The sequence below is a fragment of the Streptomyces sp. SLBN-31 genome (assembly GCF_006715395.1).
Taxonomy (GTDB): domain Bacteria; phylum Actinomycetota; class Actinomycetes; order Streptomycetales; family Streptomycetaceae; genus Streptomyces.
In genome coordinates, this window is sequence record NZ_VFNC01000002.1 from 1,808,203 (window position 1) to 1,834,198 (window position 25,996).

22 protein-coding genes and 2 pseudogenes are annotated in these 25,996 nt (G+C 72.1%); 7 read left to right on the top strand and 17 right to left on the bottom strand.

Features of this window, described 5'->3' with window-relative positions:
• Positions 1 to 89 precede the first annotated feature (89 nt).
• On the top strand, positions 90 to 284 hold the full coding sequence (locus tag FBY22_RS28325) for a DUF1918 domain-containing protein (RefSeq protein ID WP_142150646.1): 195 nt from the start codon (positions 90 to 92) through the stop codon (positions 282 to 284).
• 1 nt (position 285) lies between these two features.
• On the opposite strand, the gene FBY22_RS28330 is transcribed toward FBY22_RS28325, so the two are convergent.
• The gene (locus tag FBY22_RS28330; protein ID WP_174267280.1) at positions 286 to 1,545 is read right to left on the bottom strand and encodes a glycoside hydrolase family 10 protein; all 1,260 of its coding nucleotides are present in this window, start codon (positions 1,543 to 1,545) and stop codon (positions 286 to 288) included.
• A gap of 187 nt (positions 1,546 to 1,732) precedes the next feature.
• On the opposite strand from FBY22_RS28330, the gene FBY22_RS28335 reads away from it, so the two are divergent.
• Positions 1,733 to 2,593 (top strand): 3-hydroxybutyryl-CoA dehydrogenase, encoded by an 861-nt coding sequence (locus tag FBY22_RS28335; RefSeq protein WP_142150648.1) that lies wholly within the window; start codon positions 1,733 to 1,735, stop codon positions 2,591 to 2,593.
• Positions 2,594 to 2,816: 223 nt separating this feature from the next.
• Positions 2,817 to 3,074, top strand: a complete 258-nt coding sequence (locus FBY22_RS28340; RefSeq protein ID WP_058926401.1) for a hypothetical protein — start codon at positions 2,817 to 2,819, stop codon at positions 3,072 to 3,074.
• Positions 3,075 to 3,099: 25 nt separating this feature from the next.
• Here the strand turns inward: FBY22_RS28340 and FBY22_RS28345 are convergent, their stop codons facing one another.
• The 10 genes and pseudogenes from FBY22_RS28345 to infC form a co-directional block, all read right to left on the bottom strand.
• Positions 3,100 to 3,645 (bottom strand): NUDIX hydrolase, encoded by a 546-nt coding sequence (locus FBY22_RS28345; RefSeq protein WP_142150650.1) that lies wholly within the window; start codon positions 3,643 to 3,645, stop codon positions 3,100 to 3,102.
• A 74-nt stretch (positions 3,646 to 3,719) separates the two neighbouring features.
• Positions 3,720 to 5,060 carry a transcriptional regulator gene (locus FBY22_RS28350; RefSeq protein ID WP_142150652.1) on the bottom strand — a complete coding sequence of 447 codons (1,341 nt, stop codon included), beginning with the start codon at positions 5,058 to 5,060 and terminating at the stop codon, positions 3,720 to 3,722.
• A gap of 329 nt (positions 5,061 to 5,389) precedes the next feature.
• Positions 5,390 to 6,443, bottom strand: a pseudogene (locus tag FBY22_RS28355) (PP2C family protein-serine/threonine phosphatase).
• 137 nt (positions 6,444 to 6,580) lie between these two features.
• Positions 6,581 to 9,121 (bottom strand): phenylalanine--tRNA ligase subunit beta, encoded by a 2,541-nt coding sequence (pheT, locus tag FBY22_RS28360; RefSeq protein ID WP_142150654.1) that lies wholly within the window; start codon positions 9,119 to 9,121, stop codon positions 6,581 to 6,583.
• Positions 9,121 to 10,242, bottom strand: coding sequence for a phenylalanine--tRNA ligase subunit alpha (gene pheS, locus FBY22_RS28365; RefSeq protein WP_142150656.1), 1,122 nt, complete (start codon positions 10,240 to 10,242; stop codon positions 9,121 to 9,123). The genes pheT and pheS overlap by 1 nt, the downstream gene beginning before the upstream one ends.
• A gap of 138 nt (positions 10,243 to 10,380) precedes the next feature.
• On the bottom strand, positions 10,381 to 11,517 hold the full coding sequence (locus FBY22_RS28370; RefSeq protein WP_142150658.1) for an ATP-binding protein: 1,137 nt from the start codon (positions 11,515 to 11,517) through the stop codon (positions 10,381 to 10,383).
• 54 nt (positions 11,518 to 11,571) lie between these two features.
• Complete coding sequence (locus tag FBY22_RS28375) at positions 11,572 to 12,414, bottom strand: RNA methyltransferase (protein WP_142150660.1); 843 nt, start codon at positions 12,412 to 12,414, stop codon at positions 11,572 to 11,574.
• Between the two features lie 195 nt (positions 12,415 to 12,609).
• Positions 12,610 to 12,993 carry a 50S ribosomal protein L20 gene (gene rplT, locus FBY22_RS28380; protein ID WP_004933571.1) on the bottom strand — a complete coding sequence of 128 codons (384 nt, stop codon included), beginning with the start codon at positions 12,991 to 12,993 and terminating at the stop codon, positions 12,610 to 12,612.
• A gap of 101 nt (positions 12,994 to 13,094) precedes the next feature.
• Positions 13,095 to 13,289: a 50S ribosomal protein L35 gene (gene rpmI / locus FBY22_RS28385; protein WP_004933563.1), complete on the bottom strand. Its 195-nt coding sequence runs from the start codon at positions 13,287 to 13,289 to the stop codon at positions 13,095 to 13,097.
• Between the two features lie 113 nt (positions 13,290 to 13,402).
• Positions 13,403 to 14,093 (bottom strand): annotated as a pseudogene (infC, locus tag FBY22_RS28390) (translation initiation factor IF-3).
• Between the two features lie 349 nt (positions 14,094 to 14,442).
• Here infC and FBY22_RS28400 point away from each other — a divergent pair.
• Positions 14,443 to 14,814 carry a DUF1844 domain-containing protein gene (locus FBY22_RS28400; protein WP_058926392.1) on the top strand — a complete coding sequence of 124 codons (372 nt, stop codon included), beginning with the start codon at positions 14,443 to 14,445 and terminating at the stop codon, positions 14,812 to 14,814.
• 1 nt (position 14,815) lies between these two features.
• Here FBY22_RS28400 and FBY22_RS28405 read toward each other — a convergent pair whose 3' ends face one another.
• Positions 14,816 to 15,544: an SseB family protein gene (locus tag FBY22_RS28405; RefSeq protein WP_142150662.1), complete on the bottom strand. Its 729-nt coding sequence runs from the start codon at positions 15,542 to 15,544 to the stop codon at positions 14,816 to 14,818.
• 161 nt (positions 15,545 to 15,705) lie between these two features.
• Here FBY22_RS28405 and FBY22_RS28410 point away from each other — a divergent pair, with 161 nt between their 5' ends.
• Entirely contained in the window at positions 15,706 to 16,710 is a 1,005-nt protein-coding gene (locus tag FBY22_RS28410) for a serine hydrolase (protein ID WP_142150664.1), read from the top strand.
• A 14-nt stretch (positions 16,711 to 16,724) separates the two neighbouring features.
• Here FBY22_RS28410 and mycP read toward each other — a convergent pair whose 3' ends face one another.
• Entirely contained in the window at positions 16,725 to 17,891 is a 1,167-nt protein-coding gene (gene mycP, locus FBY22_RS28415; protein WP_142150666.1) for a type VII secretion-associated serine protease mycosin, read from the bottom strand.
• Positions 17,888 to 18,706 carry a hypothetical protein gene (locus tag FBY22_RS28420; protein ID WP_142152544.1) on the bottom strand — a complete coding sequence of 273 codons (819 nt, stop codon included), beginning with the start codon at positions 18,704 to 18,706 and terminating at the stop codon, positions 17,888 to 17,890. The genes mycP and FBY22_RS28420 overlap by 4 nt, the downstream gene beginning before the upstream one ends.
• Before the next feature lie 1,655 nt (positions 18,707 to 20,361).
• Between FBY22_RS28420 and FBY22_RS28425 the strand changes: the two genes are divergently transcribed.
• A complete protein-coding gene (locus tag FBY22_RS28425; RefSeq protein WP_142150668.1) occupies positions 20,362 to 21,564 on the top strand; it encodes an amino acid deaminase/aldolase in 1,203 nt (400 codons plus the stop codon).
• A 6-nt stretch (positions 21,565 to 21,570) separates the two neighbouring features.
• Here FBY22_RS28425 and FBY22_RS28430 read toward each other — a convergent pair whose 3' ends face one another.
• The 3 genes from FBY22_RS28430 to FBY22_RS28440 are packed head-to-tail and all read right to left on the bottom strand — an operon-like array spanning position 21,571 to position 25,096.
• Positions 21,571 to 22,353 carry a 3-oxoacyl-ACP reductase gene (locus FBY22_RS28430; protein ID WP_142150669.1) on the bottom strand — a complete coding sequence of 261 codons (783 nt, stop codon included), beginning with the start codon at positions 22,351 to 22,353 and terminating at the stop codon, positions 21,571 to 21,573.
• Entirely contained in the window at positions 22,350 to 23,729 is a 1,380-nt protein-coding gene (locus FBY22_RS28435) for an aldehyde dehydrogenase (protein ID WP_260845197.1), read from the bottom strand. Before FBY22_RS28435 ends, FBY22_RS28430 begins: the two co-directional genes overlap by 4 nt.
• A gap of 8 nt (positions 23,730 to 23,737) precedes the next feature.
• Positions 23,738 to 25,096 carry a glutamine synthetase family protein gene (locus FBY22_RS28440; protein WP_142150673.1) on the bottom strand — a complete coding sequence of 453 codons (1,359 nt, stop codon included), beginning with the start codon at positions 25,094 to 25,096 and terminating at the stop codon, positions 23,738 to 23,740.
• Positions 25,097 to 25,181: 85 nt separating this feature from the next.
• Between FBY22_RS28440 and FBY22_RS28445 the strand changes: the two genes are divergently transcribed.
• Entirely contained in the window at positions 25,182 to 25,916 is a 735-nt protein-coding gene (locus FBY22_RS28445; protein ID WP_142150675.1) for a FadR/GntR family transcriptional regulator, read from the top strand.
• Positions 25,917 to 25,996: the final 80 nt, after the last annotated feature.

Below are 25,996 nucleotides of genomic sequence, written 5' to 3' on the forward strand. Positions count from 1 at the left end.
GCCCAACGGCCCCCTTCCCTCCGCCGTTCGGCGCCTTAGACTCAGGGCCACGGACCGCTTCTCCCGCACTCGCCGAGGAGGCACCGAAGATGCGCGCAACCGTGGGCGACCAGCTTGTCCAGCACGGCAGGGTGGTAGGCCAACAGGACAAGGTCGGCGAGATCGTCGAAGTCATGGGGCAGGAGGGCAACCCTCCGTACCGCGTCCGCTTCGAGGACGGGCACACGGGTATCTGCTCACCGGGCCCCGACACCGAGATCCGGCACAGGGAAACACAGGCGTGAATCAGCGCGGGGGCCTCGCCGGCCGCTGGTAGTGGTCGGCGACCACCCTCGCCATCGCTCCGATCGGGTCCGCCACCACGTCCTTGGCGGCGAAGTGGACGTGCCCGCGCACCTCCGGGTGGTCCGCGCCCAGGGTGAGGTGCCGGGACAGCTCGGCGGGGTCCTGCCAGGCGGCGGACTGGGCCGGGTCGCCGGCCTTGTACAGGGCCTCCCCGATGTACAGCCTGGTCGCGGTGCCCTTCGCCACCTCCGCCCACCAGGGCAGCAGCTTGGCGTAGTCGGCGGCCGAGAAGCCGATGTTCCAGTAGATCTGCGGGCAGATGTAGTCGATCCAGTTCTTCCGCACCCACTTGCGGGTGTCCGCGCACAGGTCGTCGTACGTCTGGACCCCGGCCCGGGTGTCAGAACCGCGGGAGTCGGTGGCCGCGTTGCGCCACACGCCGAACGGGCTGATGCCGAACTGAGCGGCCGGGCGGATGGCCTTGATGCCGGCCGCCGTCTCGCGCACCAGCTTGTCGATGTTGTCCCGGCGCCAGTCGGCGCGGCTCGCGAAGCCGCCGCCGTAGCGGTCGTAGGCCGCGTCGTCGTCGAAGGTCTGGCCGGCCACCGGGTACGGGTAGAAGTAGTCGTCGAAGTGGACGGCGTCGACGGGGTACTTGCGCACCGCGTCGAGGATCGCCTTCTCCACGAAGGCGCGGACCTCGGGCAGGCCGGGGTTGTAGTACATCTTCCCGCCGTACGTCACCACCCAGTCCGGATGCTTGCGCGCGGGGTGCGTGGCGACGAGCTTCGCCGGATCGGTGTGGTTGGCGATGCGGTACGGGTTGAACCAGGCGTGCAGCTCCAGGCCGCGGGCGTGGGCCTGCTCGACGGCCGTGCCCAGCGGGTCCCAGCCCGGGTCCCCGCCCTGGGTGCCGGTGAGCACCTGCGACCAGGGCTCGTACGGCGAGGGCCACAGGGCGTCGGCCGTCGGGCGCACCTGGAGGATCACGGTGTTGAGGCGGTCCTGGACGGCCCGGTCGAGGAGGGCGATCAGCTCGCTGCGCTGCTGGGCGGCCGTCAGTCCCGGTTTCGAGGGCCAGTCGCGGTTGGCCACGCTCGCCACCCACACGCCCCGCATCTCGCGCGAGGCCCGCCTGCGCCTGGGTTCGCCGCCCGCCGTCGCGGCACCGGCCGCCACGGCACCGCCTCCCGCCGCCAGAGCCGACAGGGCGGTCACCGCGAACAGCCGTCGTGACAGCCCGGACTTCCGGTGCAGCATTCCCCGACCTCCGTGTGCCGATGCGTGAGTCCCGGCGCGATTGTCGACCCGGGCGCCCTCCGGCGTCAGCCTGCCACGCGGTACCCGAACGATCGATCAACGATCGCCGGAGGTAACGTGCAGGTTTGGAGCAGGCGCCGAACCAGCGGGTAACCTGCCCGATTCGTAGATCAGCGAAGGGGACGATGTGACCGACATCGAGCGCGTCGGAGTGGTCGGCTGCGGCCAGATGGGAGCGGGCATCGCCGAGGTGTGTGCCCGGTCCGGCCTGGACGTGAAGGTCGCCGAGACCACCGGCGAGGCCCTGGAGATCGGCCGGACCCGGCTGTTCAACTCCCTGGGCAAGGCGGCCGAGCGCGGCAAGATCAGCGAGGAGGAGCGGGACGCGACCCAGGCGCGGCTGAGCTTCACCACGGACCTCGGCGAGTTCGCCGACCGTGACCTGGTGATCGAGGCCGTCGTCGAGAACGAGCAGGTCAAGACCCAGATCTTCCAGGTCCTCGACCAGGTGGTGACCCGCCCGGACGCGATCCTGGCCTCCAACACCTCCTCCATCCCGCTGGTGAAGCTGGCGGTCGCCACCTCGCGCCCGGACCACATCGTCGGCATCCACTTCTTCAACCCGGCCCCGGTGCAGAAACTGGTCGAGCTGATCCCCGCGCTCACCACCTCCGAGGGCACGCTCAGCCGCGCCCAGGTCTTCGCCGAGAAGGTGCTGGGCAAGCACGCGATCCGCGCCCAGGACCGCTCCGGCTTCGTGGTCAACGCGCTGCTGGTGCCGTACCTGCTCTCCGCGATCCGCATGTTCGAGTCGGGCATCGCCGGCCGTGACGACATCGACAACGGCATGGAGATGGGCTGCGCCCACCCGATGGGCCCGCTGAAGCTGTCCGACCTGATCGGTCTGGACACCATCGCCTCCATCGCGAGCTCCATGTACGAGGAGTACAAGGAGCCGCTGTACGCCGCTCCCCCGCTGCTGCAGCGCATGGTGGACGCCGGCCGGCTCGGCCGGAAGACCGGTTCGGGCTTCTACACGTACGACTGATGGCGGCCCGCTGCGTGCACAGTGCCCGTTCCAGGGTGCCGGTCACACAGTGCGACGGTCATGGGCCCGGCACTCTGGGGAGTGCCGGGCCCGCGCCATTCACACACCGTGTGCGCACCGGGCACGCATATGCCGCGCGCACACGCTCCCCACGCGCCCACCAGGCGAGTTGACTCTTCATGCGCATGCAAGGGATGTGACGACTACGGAAAGGAGCGGACTCGTGACCGCCGACCCCGAGCATCCCGTGGTCCATGGAGAACTCGCAGAGTTACGCCGCCGGCTCGACGTCGCCTACGCGCGTGTCGAGGGGGGACTGGCCCTGCTCAACCATCGCACCGAGGAGACGGACAAGGAGATCGACGACCTGAGCGCACGGATCATCGCACTGGAACACGCCCGCTGGCCGCTGCCGGCGATAGCGACGCTGACCGCGGTGGGCGCGCTCGTGGCGACGATATGGCAGGCCCTGGGCCACTGAGGCGGGACCAGGACGCGGGTGGGGATCAGGGTTTGGCGTCCTGGCCGAGCCTGAGGTGATGCAGGAGCAGTAACGCGGCCGCCATGTTGGCGGCCGGGACCTCCCCGCGGGCGACCATGTCGGGGACGAGTTTGAGGGAGACCCATTCCCGGCGGTCCGACTCGAAGTCGTCCACGGGGGGCCCGACGTACTCACCCTCGTCCGACCAGTAGATGTGGTGGCGGGCGTCGGTGAGGCCGTTGGACGGCTCCACGCTCATGAGGTGGTGCAGGGGGCCCGGCCGCCAGCCGGTCTCCTCCTCCAGTTCCCTGGCGGCCGCGTGCACGACGTCCTCGCCGTCCTCGACGACCCCCGCCGCGAGTTCCCACCCCCAGCTGTCGGTGATGAAGCGGTGCCGCCACAGGAGGAGGACCTCGTTGGCCTCGTTGACCACCGTGGCCACGGCCACGGGCCGCAGCCGTATGAGGAAGTGATCGAGATGCCGGCCGTCCGGCAGTTCGACATCCGCGAGGTTGACGCTGAACCAGCGGTTTGAGTACACAGTTTGTTCGTTCTGTTTCGTCCACTGCACGGTTCTGCCACCTTCCGTCGAGTAAGTGGCAATATCGCAGCAGGGACTGTGGCTCGGCGGCGCGCTGGACCCGTCTACAGAGGTACGCGCAGGGCCCCGTCGATGAGTTCGGCGGCCTCGGCGGTGCCCGCGCAACCGCTGCGCACCAGGTGTTCGCGCACCGCCCGGAGTCTGTCGCGCAGCCGCTGGGACTCCATCCCGCGGGCCTGTTCGGCCATCTGCACCGCGATGGCCACCGCGTTGTCGGCATTGCCGCGACGCAGTTCGATCGTGCTCAGCATCGCGAGCCGGTGCACGCGCCCCCGGTCGTGTGCCGGGTTGTCCACGGCGGCCGCCGCGTGCTCCCCCGCCGCCACCAGTTCACCGAGGCTGAGCAGCGCCTCCGCCACCTGCACGTTGACCAGCCCGGGCTGGACATAGCCGGTCTCATCGGGCTCGTACCCGCGCCGGATGCGTTCGGCCGCCTGCTCGGCACGCCGGATGCAGGACAGGGCGGTCGTACCGTCGCCGAGGTGTGCGTACGCCTTGGCCTGCATCGCGTACAGGTCGCAGGCGAGGGCGGGGGTGATGTGCTTGCCGGCGGCGCGCAGCGCGGCCTCCGCGAAGGCGACGGCCTGCCGGAACTCCCGCATGAACAGGGACTGGTTGACCAGCAGGGCGATCACATAGGCGCCAAGTCCCCGGTCCCCGCTGGCCTTCGCCAGACGCAGGGCCTGGTGGAAGTAGCGCTGGGCGAGGCCGTGGGCGTCGGAGTCGTACGCGCAGATACCGGCGATCGCCACCAACCCGCCCGTGGCGCGATGCAGTTGGCGGCCGGTGGCGTCGGTGTAGCTGCCGCGCAGCAGCGGTGCGGCCTCGGCGTTGAGGAACCCCACTATCCGGGTGCGGGTCGCTATGCCGCCCGCCTTGCGGTACATCTGCTCGTAGTGGGTGCGGGCGGCGCGCAGCATCTCCAGGTCGGCGGCCGTGACCCGGTGCCGGCCTCCGCGCGAGACGTCGACGTCCTCGGGCGGGTTCTCCCACTCCCACACGGGCATGACCGCGGGCGTGCCCGTCACCGCCGGCGCACCCAGGATGTGCGGGCGCTGCTGCTCGTCGGAGCGCCACAGCGCGGTGGCGCGCTCGACGAAGCCGGACAGGGACGTGCCGTGCGGGGTCGACGGCTCCCCCGGCACGCCCAGGCCGATGTCGTCGAGGGTGACGGGCCGGTGCAGCCGTCCGGCCAGCACCTCGCAGATCAGGTCGGGCACCTGACCGCGCGGCCGCTGCCCCTTCAACCACCGCGCCACGGCGGTGTGTTCGTACCGCAGCGCGAGACCGCGTGCCCGTCCCGCCTGATTGACGTGCGCGGCCAGCCCGGCGTGCGAGATCCCGGCCTCGTCAAGGATCGCGTCGAGCAGAGTGTTGGGCTGCATGGTGCCCCCCGGAAGCCTCGGTGCCGTCAGAGTAGTGCGAGCGCCTTCACACGGGGTGTGAACGGAGTGCAAGAATCCGCAGTGTGCGCGCACTGTCGCGGAGAGTTTCCAGCCGGTTGACTGAAATGCCTCGCAAGAGGCCGGCCGGGCCGCCGGCTCCCCCTCGTACAGTGCGGCGGCCCGCTTCCGCGCCGTCCACCCCGCTGCCTGCCCGACACTCCGTGGCGGGGGGACGGCGCGCCGGGCCGAGAGCGAGAGACCTGCCCGCCGAGACCACGCGGGAGCGCCGGGCGCACCGTGGGGGTGCGTGACGGTTCGCGGCCTCGACGTCACGTGAGGCGGTGCGCCCGGTGTCCGACCGGCTCACCGGGAGTCTGTCGGACGACATGACGGCGGTCGTTGCGCAGGACGAGCAGCGCGACGTCGTCGGCCGGTCTGCCGCGGACGTGCCGCATCAGGGCGGCGAGGACGGCGCGCAGCACCGACTGCGGACAGACGGGTCCGGCACGGACGGCCCCGGCGAGCACGGCCGGCAGCGGAAAGAACCGGCCATGTCGGTCCCGGGCGCCCTCGACACCGTCCGTGTGCAGGAACAGCGCCTCGCCGGGCAGCAGACGTCCGCAGTCCACGGCCGGCAGCTCGGCAGGCAACGGGAACGGCCCGAGGGGAGGAAGTGGTTCGGCCCGGGTCAGCGGTTCGGCCCGGGCCGGACCGAGCAGATACGGCCAGGGGTGCCCGCAGTTGAGGACGCGCACCTCGCCGTCCGCCCGGATCTCCAGCAGCACCACGGTGACGAATTCCTCGGCGACCGGATGAGCCGGCCGGCCACCGGCGGAGGGATGCTCCCCGCGCGCCCGTTCACGCAGATGCCGGTCGAGCGCCCGCTCCAGCCGCCGCAGCACGCACCCCAGCTCCGGCTCGTCGTGCACGGCCTCGCGGAAACTGCCCAGGACCGCGGCGACCGTACCGATGGCGGCGAGCCCGTGACCGCGCACGTCGCCCATCACGACCCGCACGCCGTGCTCGGTGGCGATCACCTCGTAGCGGTCCCCGCCGATGACCGCGCCCCGGTCGGCCGAGAGCTGGATGGCGGCGAGGTTCAGCCCGGCGACCCGCGCGGGCAGGGGCCGCACCAGCACCCTCTGCGCCGCCCCGGCGACCTCCCGGGCCTGCCTCAACTCCCGCAGCAGCACGCGCCGGACCTGGAGGACCAATCCCGTCCCGACGACGAAGAACACGGCGCTGGTGACGATGCGCGCCCGCAGCCGTTCTGCTGGGCGAGCGGGCAGACCAGGTTGAAGGTGACGGCCACGGCTCCCCACACCAGGGGCGGGCCCAGAGAGAGCAAGCGCTTACGGGAAAGCCCAGCCTGATGCGAATCATGCCGATGGCCCCCCATACAGGCCTCGGTAGCACAGACGGACCGGCCTCGAAAGGCCGGTCCGATTGTGTCCAGCGAATGGCCCGTCAGGACCAGATCGCCCGGAGTTGTCACCCGAACGAGGGAAGGGCGTGGTTGCCTAGCCCCGAAGAACGGCCCCGGTGCGGTCGCCCGCCACGGCGACCGCCGCGTCCCTTGCCGCGGACGCCTCGTCGACGGTCAGCGTCCGGTCGTCGGCCCGGAACCGCAGCGCGTACGCCAGCGACTTGCGGCCCTCGCCGAGCTGCTCCTCGTTCTCGTACACGTCGAACAACCGGATGGACTCCAGGAGTTCACCCGCGCCCTCGCGCAGCGCGGCCTCCACGTCGGCGGCCGGCACGAACTTGTCGACGACGAGGGCGACGTCCTGCGTGGCCACCGGGAACGTGGAGATGCTCGGCGCCTGGGGGGTGTCGTCGCCGACCCGCTCCAGCGCGTCCAGGTTCAGCTCCACCGCACAGGTCCGCTCGGGCAGGCCGAGCGCCTTGACGACGCGCGGGTGCAGCTCACCGGCGTGCCCGACGACGGTCTCCACGCCGTCGGCGACGACCGTGAACTCGGCACAGCGGCCGGGATGCCAGGGCCCGTACTGGCCCTTGCGGACCTGGAGCCGCGCACCGGCCTCCCGGGCGACCGCGCGGCCCGCCTCGACGGCGTCGGCCCAGTCGGCGGGACGACCCCGGCCCCACCAGCCGGCCTGCTCGCGGGCGCCGGCGAGGACGGCGGCGACGTGCCGCGGCTGGTCGGGCAGCGCGGCGTCGAGGCCGGCGATCTCCTCGTCGGTCGGACGCCGGTCGACGGGCAGTGCGGCGGCGACCTTCTGCTCCTCGCGCGGGTGGAACACCAGTCCGGTCTCGAACAGGGCCAGGTCGTGCGAGCCGCGGCCGACGTTGCGCCGCAGCGCGCCGAGCAGGCCCGGCAGCATCGACGTACGGAGCGCGGGCTCCTCGTCGTTGAGCGGGTTGGTGAGCTTCACGACCCGGCGCGCCGGGTCGTCCGCCTCCAGCAGCAGCTGGTCGAAGACCTGCTCGCTGATGAAGGGGTAGTTCGGCGCCTCCACGTAGCCCGCTCCGGCCAGCGCGCGGCCGACCCGGCGGTGCAGCCGCTGCCGGTGGGTCAGACCGCGGCCCGACGGGGGCTTGGGCAGCGTCGAGGGCAGGTTCTCGTAGCCCTCCAGGCGGATGACCTCCTCGGCGAGGTCGTTGATCTCCTGGAGGTCGGGACGCCAGGACGGCACGGTGACGATCAGCTCGTCCTGCCCGTACACGTCGCAGCCGATCTCCTGCAGCCGCCGTACGACCGTCTCACGGCCGTACTCCACGCCCGCCACCTTGTCGGGGTGGTCGGCCGCCACGGCGATGCTGTGCGGCGCGGAGGATGCGACGACCTCGGTGACGCCGGCCTCGGCGGTGCCACCAGCGAGGAGGACCAGCAGGTCGACCGTGCGCTGCGCGGCAGCGGCGGCGGCCTGCGGGTCGACGCCCCGCTCGAAGCGGCGGGAGGCCTCGGAGGACAGCTTGTGACGGCGGGAGGTACGGGCGATGGAGACCGCGTTGAAGTGCGCGGCCTCGATGACCACGTCGGTGGTGCCCTCGCCCTCGGCGTGGTCGGCGATCTCTGTGTTGGCGCCGCCCATCACGCCCGCGAGCCCGATCGGGCCGCGGTCGTCGGTGATGACGAGGTCCTCGGCGTCCAGCTTGCGCTCGACGCCGTCGAGGGTGACGAGCTTCTCGCCGGGCTCGGCGCGGCGCACGCCGATGGTGCCCTGGACGAGGGAGCGGTCGTAGGCGTGCAGGGGCTGGCCCAGCTCCATCATCACGTAGTTGGTGACGTCGACGGCGAGCGAGATCGGGCGCACGCCGACCTTCTGCAGGCGGCGCTGCAGCCAGATCGGGGAGCGGGCCTCGGGGCTCAGGCCGGTCACCGTGCGGGCGGTGAAGCGGTCACAGCCGTGCGGGTCGGTGACCTGGACCGGGTAGCCGAAGGCGTTCGGACCGGGTACGTCGATCAGGGCCGGGTCGCGCAGCGGCAGGCCGTAGGCGATGGCCGTCTCGCGGGCGACACCGCGGATGGACAGGCAGTCGCCGCGGTTGGCGGTGACGGCGATGTCCAGGACCTCGTCGACCAGTTCGAGCAGCTCGATGGCGTCCTTGCCGACCTCGGTCTCCGGCGGCAGCACGATGATGCCGTGCGTGCCGTCGTCGCCCATGCCCAGCTCGTCGCTGGAGCAGATCATGCCGTGGGACGTCTTGCCGTAGGTCTTGCGGGCGGAGATCGAGAAGCCGCCGGGCAGCGTGGCGCCCGGGAGGACCACGACGACCTTGTCGCCGACGGCGAAGTTGCGGGCGCCGCAGACGATCTCCTGGGGCTCGCCGGTGCCTCCCCCAGAGCCGAAAGCCTGGGAGGTGCCCCCAGCCTGACCGACGTCGACCGTGCAGAAGCGGATCGGCTTCTTGAAGCCCTCCAGCTCCTCGATGGTCAGCACCTGGCCGACGACCAGCGGGCCCTTGATGTCGGCGCCGAGGTGCTCGACGGTCTCGACCTCGAGCCCGGCCGAGACGAGCTTCTCCTGTACGTCACGGCCGGTTTCCGTCGCCGGCAGGTCGACGTACTCCCGCAGCCAAGAAAGCGGGACCCGCATCAGATCTCCATCCCGAACGGCCGGGTGAACCGGACGTCACCCTCGACCATGTCTCGCATGTCCTCGACGTTGTGGCGGAACATCAGCATCCGCTCGATGCCGAACCCGAAGGCGAAGCCGCTGTACTTCTCCGGGTCGACGCCGCAGGCGGTGAGCACCCGCGGGTTGACCATGCCGCAGCCGCCGAGCTCGATCCAGCCCTCGGAGGAGCAGGTGCGGCAGGGCCGGTCGGGATTGCCGACGGACTCGCCGCGGCAGACGTAGCACACCATGTCCATCTCGGCGGACGGCTCGGTGAACGGGAAGAAGTTCGGCCGCAGCCGGGTCTTCATGCCCTCGCCGAACAGCGACTGGACCATGTGGTCCATGGTGCCCTTGAGGTCGGCCATGGTCAGGCCCTCGTCCACGGCGAGCAGCTCGACCTGGCGGAAGACCGGGGTGTGCGTGGCGTCGAGCTCGTCGGTGCGGTACACGACACCGGGGCAGATCACGTACACCGGCAGCTCACGGCTGAGCAGCGAGCGGATCTGCACGGGCGAGGTGTGGGTGCGCAGCACGACACCGGACTCGGTGCCACCCTCCGGGCCCTGCACGAAGAAGGTGTCGTGCTCGCCGCGGGCCGGGTGGTCAGGGCCGATGTTGAGGGCGTCGAAGTTGAACCACTCCGCCTCGACCTGCGGGCCCTCGGCGACCTCGTAGCCCATGGCCACGAAGACGTCCTCGATGCGCTCGGACAGGGTGGTCAGCGGGTGGCGGGCGCCGGCCGGTACGCGGTCGTACGGCAGCGTGACGTCCACCGACTCCTCGACCAGCACGCGCGCGTCCCGCTCGGCCTCCAGCTCGACCTGGCGGGCGGCCAGGGCCTTGTTCACGGCGCCGCGGGCCTGGCCGACCAGCTTGCCGGCGGCTGCCTTGGCGTGCGGGGGCAGGGCGCCGATCTCCCGGTTCGCCAGGGCCAGTGGTGAGGTTCCGCCGGTGTGGGCGACCTTGGCCTCCTGGAGCTTGTCGAGGGAGTCCGCGGCGGCGAAGGCGGCGAGCGCCTCCTCGCGCATGCGCTCGATCTCTTCCGGTTTCAACGCCTCGACCTCGACAGGGTCGTACGACTTATTGGGTGCCGACATCTCTTCCCGTGCTTCCGATTGGCTGGCTGAAGGTCCCCGTCACCGACTCACACAGAGGTCAGAGGGCCGTCCATGGGACACATGGGTGCCAAAGGCCGAGTCTAACGGGGTGGAGGTATACGAATGCGCCCGTGGCCGTCAGGCGAGATACGCCGGGGCCGCCACGGGCAACGTAAATCGGAACTCGGCCCCCCCCTGGGGGCCCCGGCCGACGGTGATGGTGCCGCCGTGGGCCTCGACGATGCCCTTGACGATGTAGAGCCCGAGGCCGGTGCCGCCGCGCTTGCTGCCCCGCCAGAAGCGGGTGAAGACGCGGTTCATGGACTCCTCCGGGATGCCGGGCCCCTCGTCGCTCACCGTGACCGACGTGCCGGTGTCCTCGCCCTCGCGCGGGGACTCGGTGGCCGTGATGTCGATGGTGACGGTTCCCTCGCCGTGGCGCACCGCATTTTCCAGCAGGTTGCTGAGCACCTGGTCGATCTTGTCGGGGTCGGCCCAGAGGGAGGGCAGCGGCTGCTCGATGCGGAGCAGGAACCGGTCGGCGGGCTGCCCGGCGGCGACGTACGCCTGGATGTGCCGCCCGACGGCCGCCCCGATGTCGACGGGCTGGCGCCGCACCTCCAGCCGCCCGCTGTCGATCCGTGAGATGTCCAGCAGCTCGGCGATGAGCCGGGTGACCCGGTCGGCGTCGGCGTCGACGGTCTCCAGCATCAGCCGCTTCTGGTCGTCGGTGAACCTCTCCCACTTGGCCAGCAGCGTGGCGGTGAAGCCCTTGACCGAGGTCAGCGGCGAGCGCAGCTCGTGGGCGACGGTGGCTATCAGCTCGGCGTGGCTGCGTTCGGTGCGGCGGCGGGCCTCGGTGTCGCGCAGGGAGACGATGACGCGGCGGACGGGGCCGGTGGGCTCGGCGCGCACGTACCGGGCCGAGACGAGGACTTCGCGGCCGCCGGGCAGGAGGAGGTTCCGCTCGGGCTGCCGCTGCCGGATGGCGAGCCCGCCGTAGGGGTCGGTGAGCTGCCACCAGCGGCGCCCCTCCAGGTCCTCCAGCGGCAGGGCCTTCTCCAGCCGCTGCCCCAGGGCCTCCTCGGCGGGGACGGCGGTGATGCGCTCGGCGGCGGCGTTGAAGCAGACGACCCGGCCCCGCTCGTCGGCGACGACCAGGCCGTCGGGCAGTTCGTCGGGGTCGACGCCGAGCTCGGTGACCTCACCGTGCCGGGGTGCGGGCGCGTGCGGCGCGTCCTGTGCTCCCCGTGCCCTGCCCGTGCCGACACTCATCCCCGAAACCCCACCTCTCGACGGCGCAGGTGGCCCCCCGAGCTGGTCACCCTACTAGCTCTCGGTGACGGAGCGGCACCCTCCGGAGGCGCGCTGTGCACGGGCCGACGCATAGAGACATACGGCGGCGGCGGTGGCGAGGTTCAGGCTCTCGGCCTTCCCGTGGATCGGGACGCGCACCACGGCGTCCGCGAGTGCGCGGGTCTCCTCCGGGAGCCCCCACGCCTCGTTCCCGAACACCCATGCGGTCGGCCCGCCCATGGTGCCCTTGTCGAGTTCGTCGTCGAGGTCGTCGGTGCCGGCGCCGTCGGCGGCGAGCACGCGGACGCCGACGCCCTTGAGCCCCGCGACGGCCTCGTCGACGGGGACGCCGACGGCCACGGGGAGGTGGAAGAGGGAACCGACGGAGGCCCGTACGGCCTTGGGGTTGTACAGGTCGACGGAGGCGTCGGTCAGGACGACGGCCTCGGCCCCCGCGGCGTCGGCGCACCGCAGCACGGTCCCGGCGTTCCCGGGGTCCCGCACGTTGGCGAGCACGGCGACCAGCTTGGGGCGGGCGGCGAGGATCTCCTCGAACGGCGTGTCGACGAACCGGCAGATCCCGACGAGCCCCTGCGGGGTGACGGTCGTGGAGATGTCGGCGATGACCTGCTCGGAGGCGAGGTGCACCCGGGCGTCCGCGTCCCGGGCCTCGCCCACGATGTCGGCGTACCGCTCGGCGGCCTCCACGGTCGCGAACAGCTCCACCAGCCCGTGCCCTGCGGCCTCCCGCACGGCCTGCGGGCCCTCGGCCAGGAACAGCCGCTCCTTGCCCCGGAAGTTCCGCTTGGCGAGCCGCCGTGCGGCAACGACCCGCGAGGAACGGGGAGAGATCAGCTCAGGGGAGACGGGCGGCATCCTCTTGACTTTCGCAGACGTGTAGCGCCCCGAGAGGGGCGCGGGGCTGAATCCATGTGCGGCTCCGCCGCGTGGGCGCGACCGGCCACAGCGGCCCCGCAGCCGAACGACGCACGTCGGGACACCCAACAACAGGACCCGCAAGCCCAAAAGCCTGCGGGTCCTACAGCCACGTCGGCTGGAGCCAGCGCGGCGTCAGGCCGCCTTGGGGGCGTTGACGTCGGCGGGCAGCGCCTTCTGGGCGACCTCGACCAGCGCGGCGAAGGCGGTGGCGTCGTTGACGGCCAGCTCGGCCAGGATCTTGCGGTCGACCTCGACGTTCGCGGCCTTCAGACCCTGGATGAAGCGGTTGTACGTGATGCCGTTGGCGCGGGCAGCGGCGTTGATGCGCTGGATCCACAGCTGACGGAAGTCGCCCTTGCGCTTCTTGCGGTCGTTGTAGTTGTAGACCAGCGAGTGGGTGACCTGCTCCTTGGCCTTGCGGTACAGGCGCGAACGCTGACCGCGGTAGCCGGAGGCCTGCTCGAGGATCGCCCGGCGCTTCTTGTGGGCGTTGACTGCCCGCTTGACGCGTGCCACTTGTTAACTCCTTGTAGCGGGGCCGTGGGGGGACTCACACGGCCCGGTATCGATTGGGTCCCGGTCCAGACGTGCGGTGCTCACCCCGAGCACCGGGCACGTCACTTGCCGAGAAGCTTCTTGATCTTCGCGGCGTCGCCCGGGGCCATCTCGGCGTTGCCGGTGAGGCGACGCGTCACGCGGGACGACTTGTGCTCGAGCAGGTGGCGCTTGCCGGCGCGCTCACGGAGCACCTTGCCGGAGCCGGTGACCTTGAAGCGCTTGCTGGCACCGCTGTGCGACTTGTTCTTCGGCATAGCGCCGTTATCTCCTCGTCGGTGGCGCTCCGGTGCCCGGTCACGAAAACCGGGCACGTCGGAACGTCGCTCTTGTATCGGTTACATCCTTGGGGACGTGGTGTCCCCCGGGATCACGCCTCGGCGGAAGCCTCGGCAGGGGCCTCGTCGTGCGCCTCGGCGTTCACAGCGTCCGGGTCAGCCGCATTCTGCGACTTGCCCGGGTTCGCCTTCGCCTCGGCCTTGCGGGCCTCCTGCGCCTGGCGGGCCTCGGCCATCGCCTCGGTCTTCTTCTTGTGCGGACCGAGAACCATGATCATGTTCCGGCCGTCCTGCTTCGGGTTCGACTCCACGAACCCGAGGTCGGCCACGTCCTCCGCGAGCCGCTGCAGCAGCCGGTAGCCCAGCTCGGGCCGGGACTGCTCGCGACCACGGAACATGATCGTGATCTTGACCTTGTCGCCCTGCTTGAGGAACCGGACGACGTGACCCTTCTTGGTGTCATAGTCGTGCGGGTCGATCTTCGGCCGGAGCTTCATCTCCTTGATGACCGTGTGCGCCTGGTTCTTGCGCGCCTCACGGGCCTTCATGGCCGACTCGTACTTGAACTTCCCGTAGTCCATGAGCTTGCACACGGGCGGACGGGCGTTCGCCGCTACCTCGACGAGATCGAGGTCGTACTCCTGGGCAAGCTCCAGTGCCTTGGCCAGCGGGACGATGCCCACCTGCTCGCCACTGGGACCGACAAGTCGCACCTCGGGAACGCGAATCCGGTCGTTGATGCGGGGCTCGGCGCTGATGGATCCTCCTCGGTTAGCACCACACGGCCATCTGGCGGACGGCCGTGTTTGTCTCTTTTCGACAGACCTAACCGCGCCGAAGCACAAAAAATGCCCCGGACGATCACAGGCGGGGCTCCAAATACACTGCCGGAGCACCGCCGCGATGGCCGCGGGGCGCGCTTTCGGGCGACTCCATCGTCCGTACGGAACGATGGTGGCCGCCTGACCGGGGTGACCCGCCGTCCCGGGGGGCGGTCGGGTGGGAGATCGGAGCCTCCACTTGTGGGCCGGGCACAAGGTCTTGCTGGCGTGTCCAGCCGGTCGTCACACAAGGTTAGCAGCTGTCCGGGGGTGGTGCGAACCGGCGTGCGCCGGGCCCTATCGTGTGGGGCATGAGTGACACCCCTCCTGAGTCCCCCGAGTCCCCCGCCGACTTCGACGCCATGACCCGCGACATCGCCGAGGTGCCCGCGGTCGAGGTGATCGTGACGGTCGCCGTCAACCTGATGAGCGCCGCCGCGGTGAAGCTGGGCCTGACCGAGGAGGGCGACAAGTACAAGGACCTGGACGAGGCCCGCAAGCTGGTCTCGGCCCTCGCCGGTCTGCTGGACGCCTCCGCGACGGAGATCAGCTCCTTCCACGCGGCCCCGCTGCGCGACGGCCTGAAGTCGCTGCAGCTGGCCTTCCGCGAGGCCTCGCTCGTGCCCGACGAGCCGGGTCAGGGCCCGGGCGAGAAGTACACGGGCCCGGTCTACGGCAAGTAGGTCAGCGCACGTACAGGGGCTCGCCCGGAGGCGTCGTCCCGGCCGGCAGCAGTGCCAGGTCGAGGCCGCGCACCAGGCGGGCCCTCAGTGTGTCGTCGGCGGCGAGCCGCTCGGCGACGGCCCGCGCGGCCTCGGCCGGCGCGGCGGACTCCTCGAGTACGAGGGCCAGGGTGCCGTCGGCCTGCCCGGGCCCCAGGTGGGCGCGCAGCACGGCGGGCTCGGCGGCGACCGCGGCCCGTACCGCCTCCCGCACGGCCGGGTCGGCGAGCGGGTCGGCCGTCGTACGGCCCTCGGCGAGGGCGAGCAGGGCGGGTCCCGTCAACTCGAAGGGCACCGGTCCGGCCATGTCCAGCACCACCGTGTCCGCCTTCTCGTGCGCGGCGGCCTGCAGCGCCTGGTGCAGGGGCACGGCGACGGGGCGCGCCGCCGGGTCCCAGCGGGCCAGCGAGTCGGTCGAGGTGAAGGCCGGCAGGGCGGTCCGGTTCCCCGCCTTCAGGGTGGGCACGGCCATGTCGGAGGTCTTCTCGCGGCGCAGCCCGTTCTCGTCCTCCTCGACCTCGCCGAGCACGGCCACGACGGGGACCAGCAGCCGGGCGTCCTTCAGCGCTTCGAGGACCGGTCCCAGCGCAGTGCGGTCCTCGGCCCAGGCGGCGAGCGCGGCGCTCAGCCGGGGGTCGGCGGAGCCGTCGTCGTCGGAGAAGCCGGGGTCGGGAATGTTCTTGTTCGCCACGGTCACCGACCCTATAGGGCGGGTATCAGGGGAATGCTGCTGGGCTTGTGCAGGCCCGGAAATCAGCGGTTCACCGTCTTCACGGTTTTCTCAGATTTCCCTGACACACATCTAACGTCCGTCTAACGGCCCGCACAGTCACCGCCCCGAGCATCGCGGGCATGGAGTCCCCCAGAGCCCGCCGCGGCCGCCGCGCCCGCCCCTCCCGGGCACGTCCTCTGCTTGCCACCGCCCTCGCCGTGGTCGCCGTGGTGGGCGTCACCGCCGCCGGAACGGTGTACGTGAAGGCGCAGGCGCACTCGGGCCCGGGCCCCGTATCGTCGCGGGCGTCGGCCGCCTCCTCGGCAACGGCCGACGGGAGGCAATCGGTGGAGCCCGTGGCGGAGCCGACGGTGGACCACGACGCGCTGCTCGGCGAGGCGATGGGGTCGGTGGCCGTCGAGGACGGGGCGGCGGTGTCGGTGGCGGTGCTGGACCTGGACTCCGGGGAGAGCGCCACCTACGGGGACGACGCCTTCGACACGGCGAGCATCGTCAAGGTCGACATCCTCGCGGCGCTGCTGCTGCGGGCCCAGGACGAGGACCGGCATCTCACGGCGGCCGAGAAGTCGTACGCCACCAAGATGATCGAGAACAGCGACAACGCGTCGGCGTCCGCGCTGTGGGACGCCATCGGGCGGGCCGACGGGCTGGACGCGGCGAACAAGACGTTCGGGCTGACCGGCACCGAGGGCGGTGACGGCGCCCTGTGGGGGCTGACCCAGACCACGGCGGCCGACCAGCTCACCCTGCTGCGGCAGGTGTTCGGGGAGGACTCGAAGCTGACCGCCGCCTCACGGTCGTACCTGCAGGGGCTGATGGGGCGGATCGAGGCCGATCAGCACTGGGGTGTGTCGGCCGCGGCGAACGGCACGCGGTGGGCGCTGAAGAACGGCTGGCTGGCCCGCAGCACCACCGGGCTGTGGGACATCAACAGCATCGGCCGGGTGACTGCCGGCGGTCACACGTTCCTGGTGGCCGTGGTCTCCAACGGCAACTCGACGCAGGCGAAGGGGATTTCGCTGGTCGAGGCGGCGGCGAAGGCGGCGGTCTCGGTGTTCACCGGGGACGGTGACAGTTCGTCGGCTTCGGCGTCCCCGTCCGTTTCGCCCACCGCGTCCTCGTAGCGGGACCGCCGCCTCTAGAAGCCCTCGTGACGTGAGCGGCGGCCGCGCCAGAGCACCACGGCGGCGACGAGCAGGACTCCACCGAGGCCGCCCGCGACCGGGCCGGCCCAGCCGCTGGTGCCGTCGTCGGACTCGGCGTCGTCCGGACCGGGACCGAAGTACTTGTCGTCGTAGGAGACCGCCCGCAGGTCCTTCGGCTTCAGACGGCCGGCCGCCTTGATCGCGGCGGCCGGGTCGACCATGCCGAAGCCGCGGGAGTCGTCGCGTCCGCCGGCCGGGGCGTCGCGGGCGGTGTCCTCCAGGAGCTGCTTGACCTGGGCCGGGGTCAGGCCCGGCTGGGCCGCCTTGACGAGCGCCACGGCGCCCGACACGAAGGCCGAGGCCGCGCTGGTGCCCCAGCCCTCGTAGTACTTGTGGTCGGGGTCGGCGATGACGACATCGTCGCCGGGGGCGCTGACCGTGGCGTACCAGCGGCGGGTGGAGAAGTCCGCGCGGGCGCCGAAGCGGTCCACGGCGGTCGCCGCGATGACGCCCGGGTATGCGGCGGGGTAGGAGACGTGGTCGCCCTTCTTGCCGCCGTTGCCGGCGGAGGCGACGACGGTGACGTTCTTCTTCAGGGCGTACTGGATCGCCTCGTCCTCGGCGGGCTCGGGGTGGGCGGAGGCCGAGTCGTCGCCCAGGGAGAGGTTGATGACGTCCGCTCCGTGGTCGGCGGCCCAGCGGATGCCCTCGGCGAGGGCGTTGCCCCGGGTGGAGCGGGCCTTGCCGCGGGCGCTGTCGCCGTCCTCCAGGATCACCCGCACCGGCAGGATCTTGGCCTCGGGGGCGATGCCCACGACGCCGTCGGCGTCGCCGGGGCCGTGTCCGTGGCCGGCGATGATGCCGGCCATCGCGGTCCCGTGCCGGGCCCAGGCGCGGTCCCCCTCCTGCGCGCCGAAACCGATCATGTCCTTGGCGGCCAGGACGTTGCCGACGAGGTCCGGGTGGTCGGCCTCGACGCCGGTGTCCAGGACGGCGACGGTGACGCCGCTGCCCTTGGTGGTCTGCCAGGCCTGCTGGGTGTGCATGGCGTCCAGGGCCCATTCCTGGCCGCGTATGCCGTCGGCGTGCGCGGAGGTGGACGGCACCAGTGCCAGGGATGCGGCGAGCAGGAGGCTCACGGCCCCCGTACGGCGGTTCATGAGGGCTGCTCCGTGGCCGGGCCGGCGATGTCCTTGCGCAGGGCGCGTTCGATACGGTCGGCGAGGCCCTCGGCCTCGTTGCCGAGGCCGGCCTGGGCGGGGGCCGTGCCGGCGCCGGACCGGGGGGCCTGGTCGGCGGGCTGCGGGGCGTCGACGGTACGGCCGTCGGCCCAGCCGGAGACGGCGTAGACCACGACGGGGGCGTCGGTGAGGACGGAGATCGTCCAGGATGCGCGCTGGCCGGGGCCGAAGCGGGCGGCGGCCGTGTCCTTCGCCGCGTAGGGGCGGGGCATGAGGTCGGCGCGGTCGCCGAGGCCGTCGTCCTGGAAGCGCTTGGCGAGGGAGGACATGGCGGTCTGGTCGCCCTTGGTGAACAGCAGGCCGACGGTGGTGACGAAGCTCTGGGTGGCGTCGGTGTACGTGGCCCGTACCAGCCGCTCACAGCCGACGGGTGCGAGCGCCTTGGCGAGCAGCGGGTCGAAAGCGCCCTTGCAGCCGCTGTCCGGGGCGACGGCTATCCGGGTCCAGGTGCGGTCGGCGCCGCCGGGGCCGGCTCCCGTGCCCAGCACGGTCCGCGGGAACAGCTTGTCCACGGGCACGCTGTGCCACAGTCCGCGAGCCGTGACGAAGGTGCCCTGCGCGCCGCCGTCCCCGGAGCCTCCGAGCAGCCAACTCCCGGTCACGGCACCGCCGATGAGGCCGAACCCCAGCACGAGGCAGGTGGCCACGGCGAGGGTCCGCGAGCGCACCCGCCCGCCGAGCGGCCGAAGCCGCCGAGTCCGGTCGTCGTACCCCTCGGGCTCCCCGAACGACACCACGGGCCTGATGCTTCCGCTCTCCCCACCGGGCGCCATCGGCGCACTCCACGACAACGCCGGATCGGGCGTCACACCCGCCGCGCCGCCCGCCCCGGACTCCGGCCGCCCGGGGGGCATGGGCGGGACAACGGGGGCGGGGTGCCGGGGGTCGGCGGCGGGAGCGGCGCCGGTACGGCGCGGAACGTCGGCCGGAACCGAGCCGTCGCGCCGCGGGGCGCCACCGGCAGCCGAGCCGGTACCGGGCCGTGTGTCGGGCTTCGGCGGCACGACCGGCCCCGCCGCGCGAACAGAGCCGGACGCCCCCGACGCGGGCCGCGCCTGCGGCATGGGCCCGGCCGACGACGGCCGCGCCTCGGACGTCGGCGCCGCGAACGAATTCGACACCCCCGGCGCCGGACGCCCCTGCGGCATCGACGGCGTCGAGGAACCCGGAGCCTGCCCCGCGGAAGACGGACGCGTCGGCGGCACCGGCGGCGTCGAGGAACCCGGGCCCCGCCCCGCGCCGGACGTCGCAGGCTCGGGCCGCGCCTGGGGTATCGGGCCTGCGGTAGTCGGGCGGGCCTGCGGCACTGGCGGCGTCGACGAAGCCGGATGCCGCCCCGCGCCGGACATCCCCGACTCTGCGGAGGACGAGCGCGCCTGCGGCGTCGAGGAACCCGGCCCCCGCACCGCACCGGACATCCCCGAGTCGGGACGCGCTGCGGAAGTGGGGCGAGTCTCCGGCATCGGTGGGGCGGGGGGATTCGAGGGACGGGTCGGGCCGGATGCGGGTGTGGGGGGCGTGCCGGGGCGGGGGGTTTCGGTCGGGGGCGTCGGGGGGCGCGGTGGGGTGCGGGGCCTTGCCGGGGCCTGCACGGGCTGGTCCTGCTCCCGGCCGACCTCCGGAGGAGCGTCCGGGAAGCGTGCCGAGGCCGGGGGCGGCGGTGCCTGGGATCCCGAGGCCCCGGGCACGGGTGTGTCCGGCTGTGGGACGCGAGGGCGGTCGGCCGGGGCGTCGGCACCCCTGCCGCCCGGCGCCGTTCCCGCCCTGCCGTCCTGCGTCGTTCCCGCGGCCGCGTCCGTCCGCGGCGTGCGGGTTCCGAAGGCCTCGAAGGGCTCGGCGTTGCGCCAGGGCGACCACACGCCGGTGGGGCCGGACGCCGTCGGGTCGGCGGCGGAACGCCCGCCGGATCTTCCGGACACCGGTCGTGAACCCTCGCCGCCGGACACCGCACTCCCGTTTCTTCCGCCGCCCGGCGACGCGTCGGGGCCTGCCCCGCCGGTCGCCGAAACGGTCTCGCTCTGTGCCTCGGAGCCCTCGGTCCCCACCTTCGGTGGACGGGACGGGCGTGGCGGAAAAGAGGCGTGCCGCGGTTCCGTGGTCATGCACCCCCCGTTTCCTCGTGCCCCGGGCCGTCTACTCGTACGCGAGCCGTGGTCGTTGCGCTCATTCGCCGGGCGCCGAGTCCGGCGCGGTCGGTCACCCCGGGCAGGCATACCCGTACGAGCGGACCGGCATCCCGGTGCAGCGTATGCGGCACTCGCCGTTCCGCCGTACGTGCGCGTCACTCTACGGCTTGGCCCTGTGGGAACGGGAACCAGTCCACGAGCCCGGGGCATCTGCCCGGAACGTCCCCCTACCCTGCGGTAATCCTGTCTGGCAGGCTTCGTTCATGACTGCGCGCGCCGCCGACCGGGCCCGTTACGACCGGGCCACCGCCCATCTCGAAGCCCCTCTCGCGATCGTCGACCTGGATGCCTTCGACGCCAACGCGGACGATCTTGTGCGCCGGGCCGGCGGCAAGCCGATCCGTGTCGCCAGCAAGTCCGTGCGCTGCCGGGCCCTGCTGGAGCGAGTCCTGGCGAAGGACGGCTTCGCGGGCATCATGTCCTTCACGCTGGCCGAGTCCCTGTGGCTGGCGCGCGGCGGATTCGACGACGTCCTGCTCGCCTACCCGTCCGCCGATCGTGCCGGGTACGCCGAACTGGCCTCCGACCCCAAGCTCGCCGCCGCGGTCACCGTCATGATCGACGACCCGGCGCAGCTGAGGCTGATCGACGAGGCGCGGGACGGAGGGCGTGAAGTCATCCGGGTCTGCCTGGAGTTGGACACCTCGCTGAAGCTGCTCGGGGGCCGGGTGCGCGTGGGCGCACGGCGCTCCCCGCTGCACTCCCCCGCCCAAGTGGCCGACCTGGCCCGGTTCGTGGCCGGCCGGCCGGGCTTCAAGGTGGTGGGGATCATGGCCTACGAGGGTCATATCGCGGGTGTGGGCGACTCCGTCGCGGGACGGCCGTTGCGGTCGCGTGCGGTACGGCTGATGCAGGCCACCACCCGCCGTGAGCTGGCCGAGCGGCGCGGTGAGGTCGTGCGCGCGGTGCGGGCCGTCGTACCCGATCTGGAGTTCGTCAACGGGGGCGGCACCGGCAGTGTGCAGCACACGGCCGCCGAGGACGCGGTCACCGAGATCGGCGCCGGGTCCGGGCTGTACGTGCCGCGCCTGTTCGACAACTACACGTCCTTCAGCGGGCGTCCGGCCGCGCTGTTCGCGATGCCCGTCGTGCGGCGGCCGGGCGTCGGGGTCGTCACGTGCCTCGGCGGCGGCTACCCCGCCTCCGGCGCGCCGGGCCCCGACCGGCTCCCCGTGCCGTACCTGCCGGAGGGGCTGCGCTACGACCCGCAGGAGGGGCCCGGCGAGGTGCAGACCCCGCTGCTCGGCTCGCCGGCCGACGATCTGCTGATCGGCGACCGCGTGTGGTTCCGGCACGCGAAGGCCGGAGAGCTGTGTGAACGGTTCGAGAAGCTGCACCTCGTCGAGGGCGACACGGTGACGGCGACGGTCCCGACGTACCGGGGTGAGGGTCACACGTTCCTCTGAGCGGGCCTACAGCGGTGTGACGTACGCCCCCGAGATCCCGCCGTCGACCAGGAAGTCGGCGGCGTTGACGAAGGAGGAGTCGTCGCTGGCCAGGAAGGCGACGGCGGCGGCGATCTCCTCGGCCTCGGCGAACCGGCCGACGGGGATGTGCACGAGGCGGCGGGCGGCCCGCTCGGGGTCCTTGGCGAACAGCTCCCGCAGCAGCGGGGTGTTGACCGGGCCGGGGCACAGGGCGTTCACGCGGATGCCCTCACGGGCGAACTGCACGCCCAGCTCGCGGGACATCGCCAGGACGCCGCCCTTGGAGGCGGTGTAGGAGATCTGGGAGGTCGCCGCGCCCATCCGGGCCACGAAGGACGCCGTGTTGATGATGGAGCCCCTGCCCTGCCGCCGCATGTAGGGGATGGCGGCCTTGCAGCACAGGTAGACGGAGGTGAGGTTGACCTCCTGGACGCGCTTCCAGGCCTCCAGGCCGGTCTCCAGGATGGAGTCGTCGTCGGGCGGGGAGATGCCGGCGTTGTTGAAGGCGACGTCGACGCTGCCGTAGGTGTCGAAGGCGGCCTTGAAGAGGGCCTCGACCTGCTCGGGGTCGGTGACGTCGACCTTCACGAACAGCCCGCCGACCTCTTCGGCGGCCGCCTTGCCGCGGACCTCGTCGACGTCGCCGCAGACCACGTGCGCGCCCTCGGAGGCGAGCCGGCGGGCGGTGGCGAGGCCGATGCCGCTGCCGGCGCCGGTGATGACGGCGGTGCGGCCGACGAGGCGACGGCAAACAATGTCTTCGGTCACTGTGCGGGGCCTTCCGTGCTGATGAAGACGTTCTTGGTCTCGGTGAAGGCGGTCAGGGCGTCCGGGCCGAGTTCGCGGCCGATGCCGGACTGCTTGAAGCCGCCGAAGGGGGTCCAGTAGCGGACGCTGGAGTGGGAGTTGACGGACAGGTTGCCGGCCCGCACGGCCTGCGAGACGCGCAGCGCGCGGCCGACGTCACGGGTCCAGATGGAGCCGGAGAGGCCGTAGTCGGTGGCGTTGGCCAGGCGTACGGCGTCCGCCTCGTCGTCGAAGGGCAGAACCACGGCGACGGGGCCGAAGACCTCCTCGACGGCCACGCGCGCGTGCGGTTCGACGTCGGTGAGGACGGTGGGCGGGAACCAGAAGCCGGGGCCCTCGGGGGCCTTGCCGCGGATGCCGGGGGCGGCGGCGTCGACGTACGAACGGACCCGTTGCAGCTGGGACCTGGAGATCAGCGGGCCCATCTGCGTCTGCTCGTCGGCCGGGTCGCCGACCGTGACCGCCTCGATGGCGGGGCCGAGCAGTTCCAGGAAGCGGTCGTGGACCCCGCGCTGGACGAGGATGCGGGTGCGGGCGCAGCAGTCCTGGCCGGAGTTGTCGAGGAAGGACATGGGGGCGGCCGCGGCGGCGGCTTCGAGGTCGGCGTCGGCGAAGACGATGTTGGGGCTCTTGCCGCCGAGTTCGAGGGTGACGCGCTTGAGGAGCGCCGAGCCCTTGGCGAGCACCTGCTTGCCCACGGCTGTCGACCCGGTGAAAACGATCTTCGCGACACCGGGGTGCTCGACGAGGGCGTTTCCGGCGACCGGCCCGTGTCCGGGGAGCACCTGGAACAGCCCCTCCGGCAGCCCGGCCTCCAGGGCGAGTTCGGCCAGCCGCAGCCCGGTCAGCGGGGTCGTCTCGGCGGGCTTGAGGAGCACGGCGTTGCCCGCCGCCAGCGCGGGGGCGGTGCCCCAGGCGGCGATCGGCATGGGGAAGTTCCAGGGCGCGATGACGCCCACCACGCCCAGCGGTTCGAGGATCGTGACGTCCAGGCCGCCGGGGACCGGGATCTGCCGGCCGGTCAGCCGCTCCACTCCCCCGGCCGCGTAGTCCAGCAGGTCGCGGACGTTGCCGGCCTCCCAGCGGGCGTTGCCGACGGTGTGCCCGGCCTCGCGGACCTCCAGGCCGGCCAGTTCCTCGACGTGCTCGTCGACCTTCGCCGCGAACCGGCGCAGCAGCCGGGCACGGTCGGCGGGCGGCAGGGCGGCCCACCGCGCCTGGGCCGCCACGGCGCGTACGACGGCGGCGTCCACGTCGGCCGCGGTCGCGGCCGGGACGGTGGCGATGACCTCCTCGGTGGCGGGGTTCAGTACGACGAGTTCGTGCTCGGTGGACAACAGGGGCCTCACATGCGTTCGAAGGAGCGGCGCAGCTCCCAGTCGGTGACCGCGGCGTCGAAGGCGTCCAGTTCGACGCGTGCCATGTTGCGGTAGTGCGCGACGACCTCGTCGCCGAAGGCGGCCTTGGCGATCGGGCTGTTCTCCCAGAGCTCGGCGGCCTCCCGCAGGGTGCTGGGGACGTGCTCGAACTCCGCCGTGTACGCGTTGCCCGGGCAGGGCTCGGGCAGCGCGAGCTTCTGCTCGATGCCGTACAGACCGGCGGCGACCAGGCCGGCGACGGCGAGGTGCGGGTTGACGTCTCCGCCGGGCAGCCGGTTCTCGAAGCGCAGGGAGCGGCCGTGCCCGACGACCCGCAGCGCGCAGGTGCGGTTGTCGTGGCCCCAGGCGACGGCGGTCGGGGCGAAGGAGCCCGGCTGGAAGCGCTTGTAGGAGTTGATGTTGGGGGCGTAGAGCAGGGAGAAGTCCCGCAGGGCGGCGAGCTGCCCGGCGAGGAAGTGCCGCATGACCTCGGACATGCCGTCGGGACCGGGCATCGCGTTGTTGCCGGCCGCGTCCGCCAACGACAGGTGGATGTGGCAGGAGTTGCCCTCACGCTCGTTGTACTTGGCCATGAAGGTGATCGACACGCCCTCCTGGGCGGCGATCTCCTTGGTGCCGGTCTTGTAGATCGCGTGCTGGTCGCAGGTGACGAGGGCGTCGTCGTAGCGGAAGGCGATCTCGTGCTGGCCGGGGTTGCACTCGCCCTTGGCGGACTCCACGGTCAGGCCCGCGCCGGCCATCTCGTTGCGGATGCGGCGCAGCAGGGGCTCGATGCGCCCGGTCCCCAGCACCGAGTAGTCGATGTTGTACTGGTTCGCCGGGGTGAGCCCCCGGTAGTTGGCGTCCCAGGCCTGTTCGTAGGTGTCCTTGAAGACGATGAACTCCAGCTCGGTGCCGACCTTGGCGGTGAGGCCGTGCTCGGCGAGCCGGTCGAGCTGGCGGCGCAGGATCTGGCGGGGGGCGGCGACGACCGGGGAGCCGTCGGTCCAGGCGAGGTCGGCGATCACCATGGCCGTACCGGCGTTCCACGGGACGCGGCGCAGGGTCGTCAGGTCGGGGTGCATGGCGAAGTCGCCGTAGCCGCGGTCCCAGGAGGACATGGCGTAGCCGTCGACGGTGTTCATCTCGGTGTCGACGGCGAGCAGGTAGTTGCAGCCCTCGGTGCCGTGGTGGAGGACCTCGTCGAGGAAGAAGCGTGCGGCGAACCGCTTGCCCTGGAGACGCCCTTGCATGTCGGGGAACGCCAGGACGACAGTGTCGATCTCACCGCTCGCGACGAGGGCGTGCAGCTCCTCGACGGCGAGTGGGGGTGTGCGGTCTGCCACGGGAAAGCCTCCTTCGGCTTCTACGGTCAGCCGGAAGCCATAAGGTATTCGGGAGAACCTTTGCTTGGGAAGGGGGTGCGGCGGGATGTCGCTCGATCCGGACGGCGGCCTGGAGGACCGGTTGACGCCGGTGCTCAGGCCGGTGCGGGCGGGGAACGGCTTCGAGGAGGCGCTGGAGCAGATCCTGCAGGTCGTCCGACTGGGTCTGGTGCCGGGCGGCGAACGGCTGCCCGCCGAACGAGAACTGGCGGATCGTCTGGGCATCAGCCGGGTGACACTGCGCGAGGTGCTGAAGGTGCTGCAGGACCAGGGCCTGGTGGAGTCCCGCCGGGGGCGCTACGGCGGCACCTTCGTCCTGCCGCGGCCGGACGCGGGCGGCGAGGACGAGTTGCGGCGGCGGATCTCCGAGGTCGACATCGAGGACGTGCTGCGCTTCCGCGAGGTCCTGGAGGTGGGGGCGGCCGGCCTGTGCGCCGCGCACGGGCTGACGGACGAGCAGGCGGAGCGGCTGCGCGAGGCGCTGGCCCGCACCCATGACGCGCCGTTGTCGGAGTACCGCCGCCTGGACACCCTGCTGCACCTGACGCTGGCGGAGCTGTGCGGCTCGCCCACGCTCACCGCCCAGTACGCGGCGGTACGGGCCTCGGTGAACGACCTGCTCGACTGCATCCCGCTCCTCGTGCGCAACCTGGAGCACTCGCAGCGCCAGCACACCGCCCTGGTCGAGGCCGTGCTCGACGGGGACGCCGACGGGGCGCGGGAGATGATGCGGGAGCACTGCGCGGGGACGGCGGCACTGCTCAGGGGCTTCCTGGCGTGATGGCCCCGCACCGAATCCTTGCCGTGCACGGCACTCCTGGGAAAAGGTATGGGAACAGTCCATTGTAGGAGTGGGAGGGC

Coding starts and splice junctions, on each gene's coding strand:
- pheT (WP_142150654.1), bottom strand. CDS start 9,121: ATGCGGGTCCCGCTTTCTTGGCTGCGGGAGTACGTCGACCTGCCGGCG.
- mycP (WP_142150666.1), bottom strand. CDS start 17,891: ATGAACCGCCGTACGGGGGCCGTGAGCCTCCTGCTCGCCGCATCCCTG.
- rpmI (WP_004933563.1), bottom strand. CDS start 13,289: ATGCCGAAGAACAAGTCGCACAGCGGTGCCAGCAAGCGCTTCAAGGTC.
- FBY22_RS28425 (WP_142150668.1), top strand. CDS start 20,362: ATGACTGCGCGCGCCGCCGACCGGGCCCGTTACGACCGGGCCACCGCC.
- FBY22_RS28325 (WP_142150646.1), top strand. CDS start 90: ATGCGCGCAACCGTGGGCGACCAGCTTGTCCAGCACGGCAGGGTGGTA.
- FBY22_RS28410 (WP_142150664.1), top strand. CDS start 15,706: ATGGAGTCCCCCAGAGCCCGCCGCGGCCGCCGCGCCCGCCCCTCCCGG.
- pheS (WP_142150656.1), bottom strand. CDS start 10,242: ATGTCGGCACCCAATAAGTCGTACGACCCTGTCGAGGTCGAGGCGTTG.
- FBY22_RS28400 (WP_058926392.1), top strand. CDS start 14,443: ATGAGTGACACCCCTCCTGAGTCCCCCGAGTCCCCCGCCGACTTCGAC.
- FBY22_RS28350 (WP_142150652.1), bottom strand. CDS start 5,060: ATGCAGCCCAACACTCTGCTCGACGCGATCCTTGACGAGGCCGGGATC.
- FBY22_RS28370 (WP_142150658.1), bottom strand. CDS start 11,517: ATGAGTGTCGGCACGGGCAGGGCACGGGGAGCACAGGACGCGCCGCAC.
- FBY22_RS28375 (WP_142150660.1), bottom strand. CDS start 12,414: ATGCCGCCCGTCTCCCCTGAGCTGATCTCTCCCCGTTCCTCGCGGGTC.
- FBY22_RS28445 (WP_142150675.1), top strand. CDS start 25,182: ATGTCGCTCGATCCGGACGGCGGCCTGGAGGACCGGTTGACGCCGGTG.
- FBY22_RS28330 (WP_174267280.1), bottom strand. CDS start 1,545: ATGCTGCACCGGAAGTCCGGGCTGTCACGACGGCTGTTCGCGGTGACC.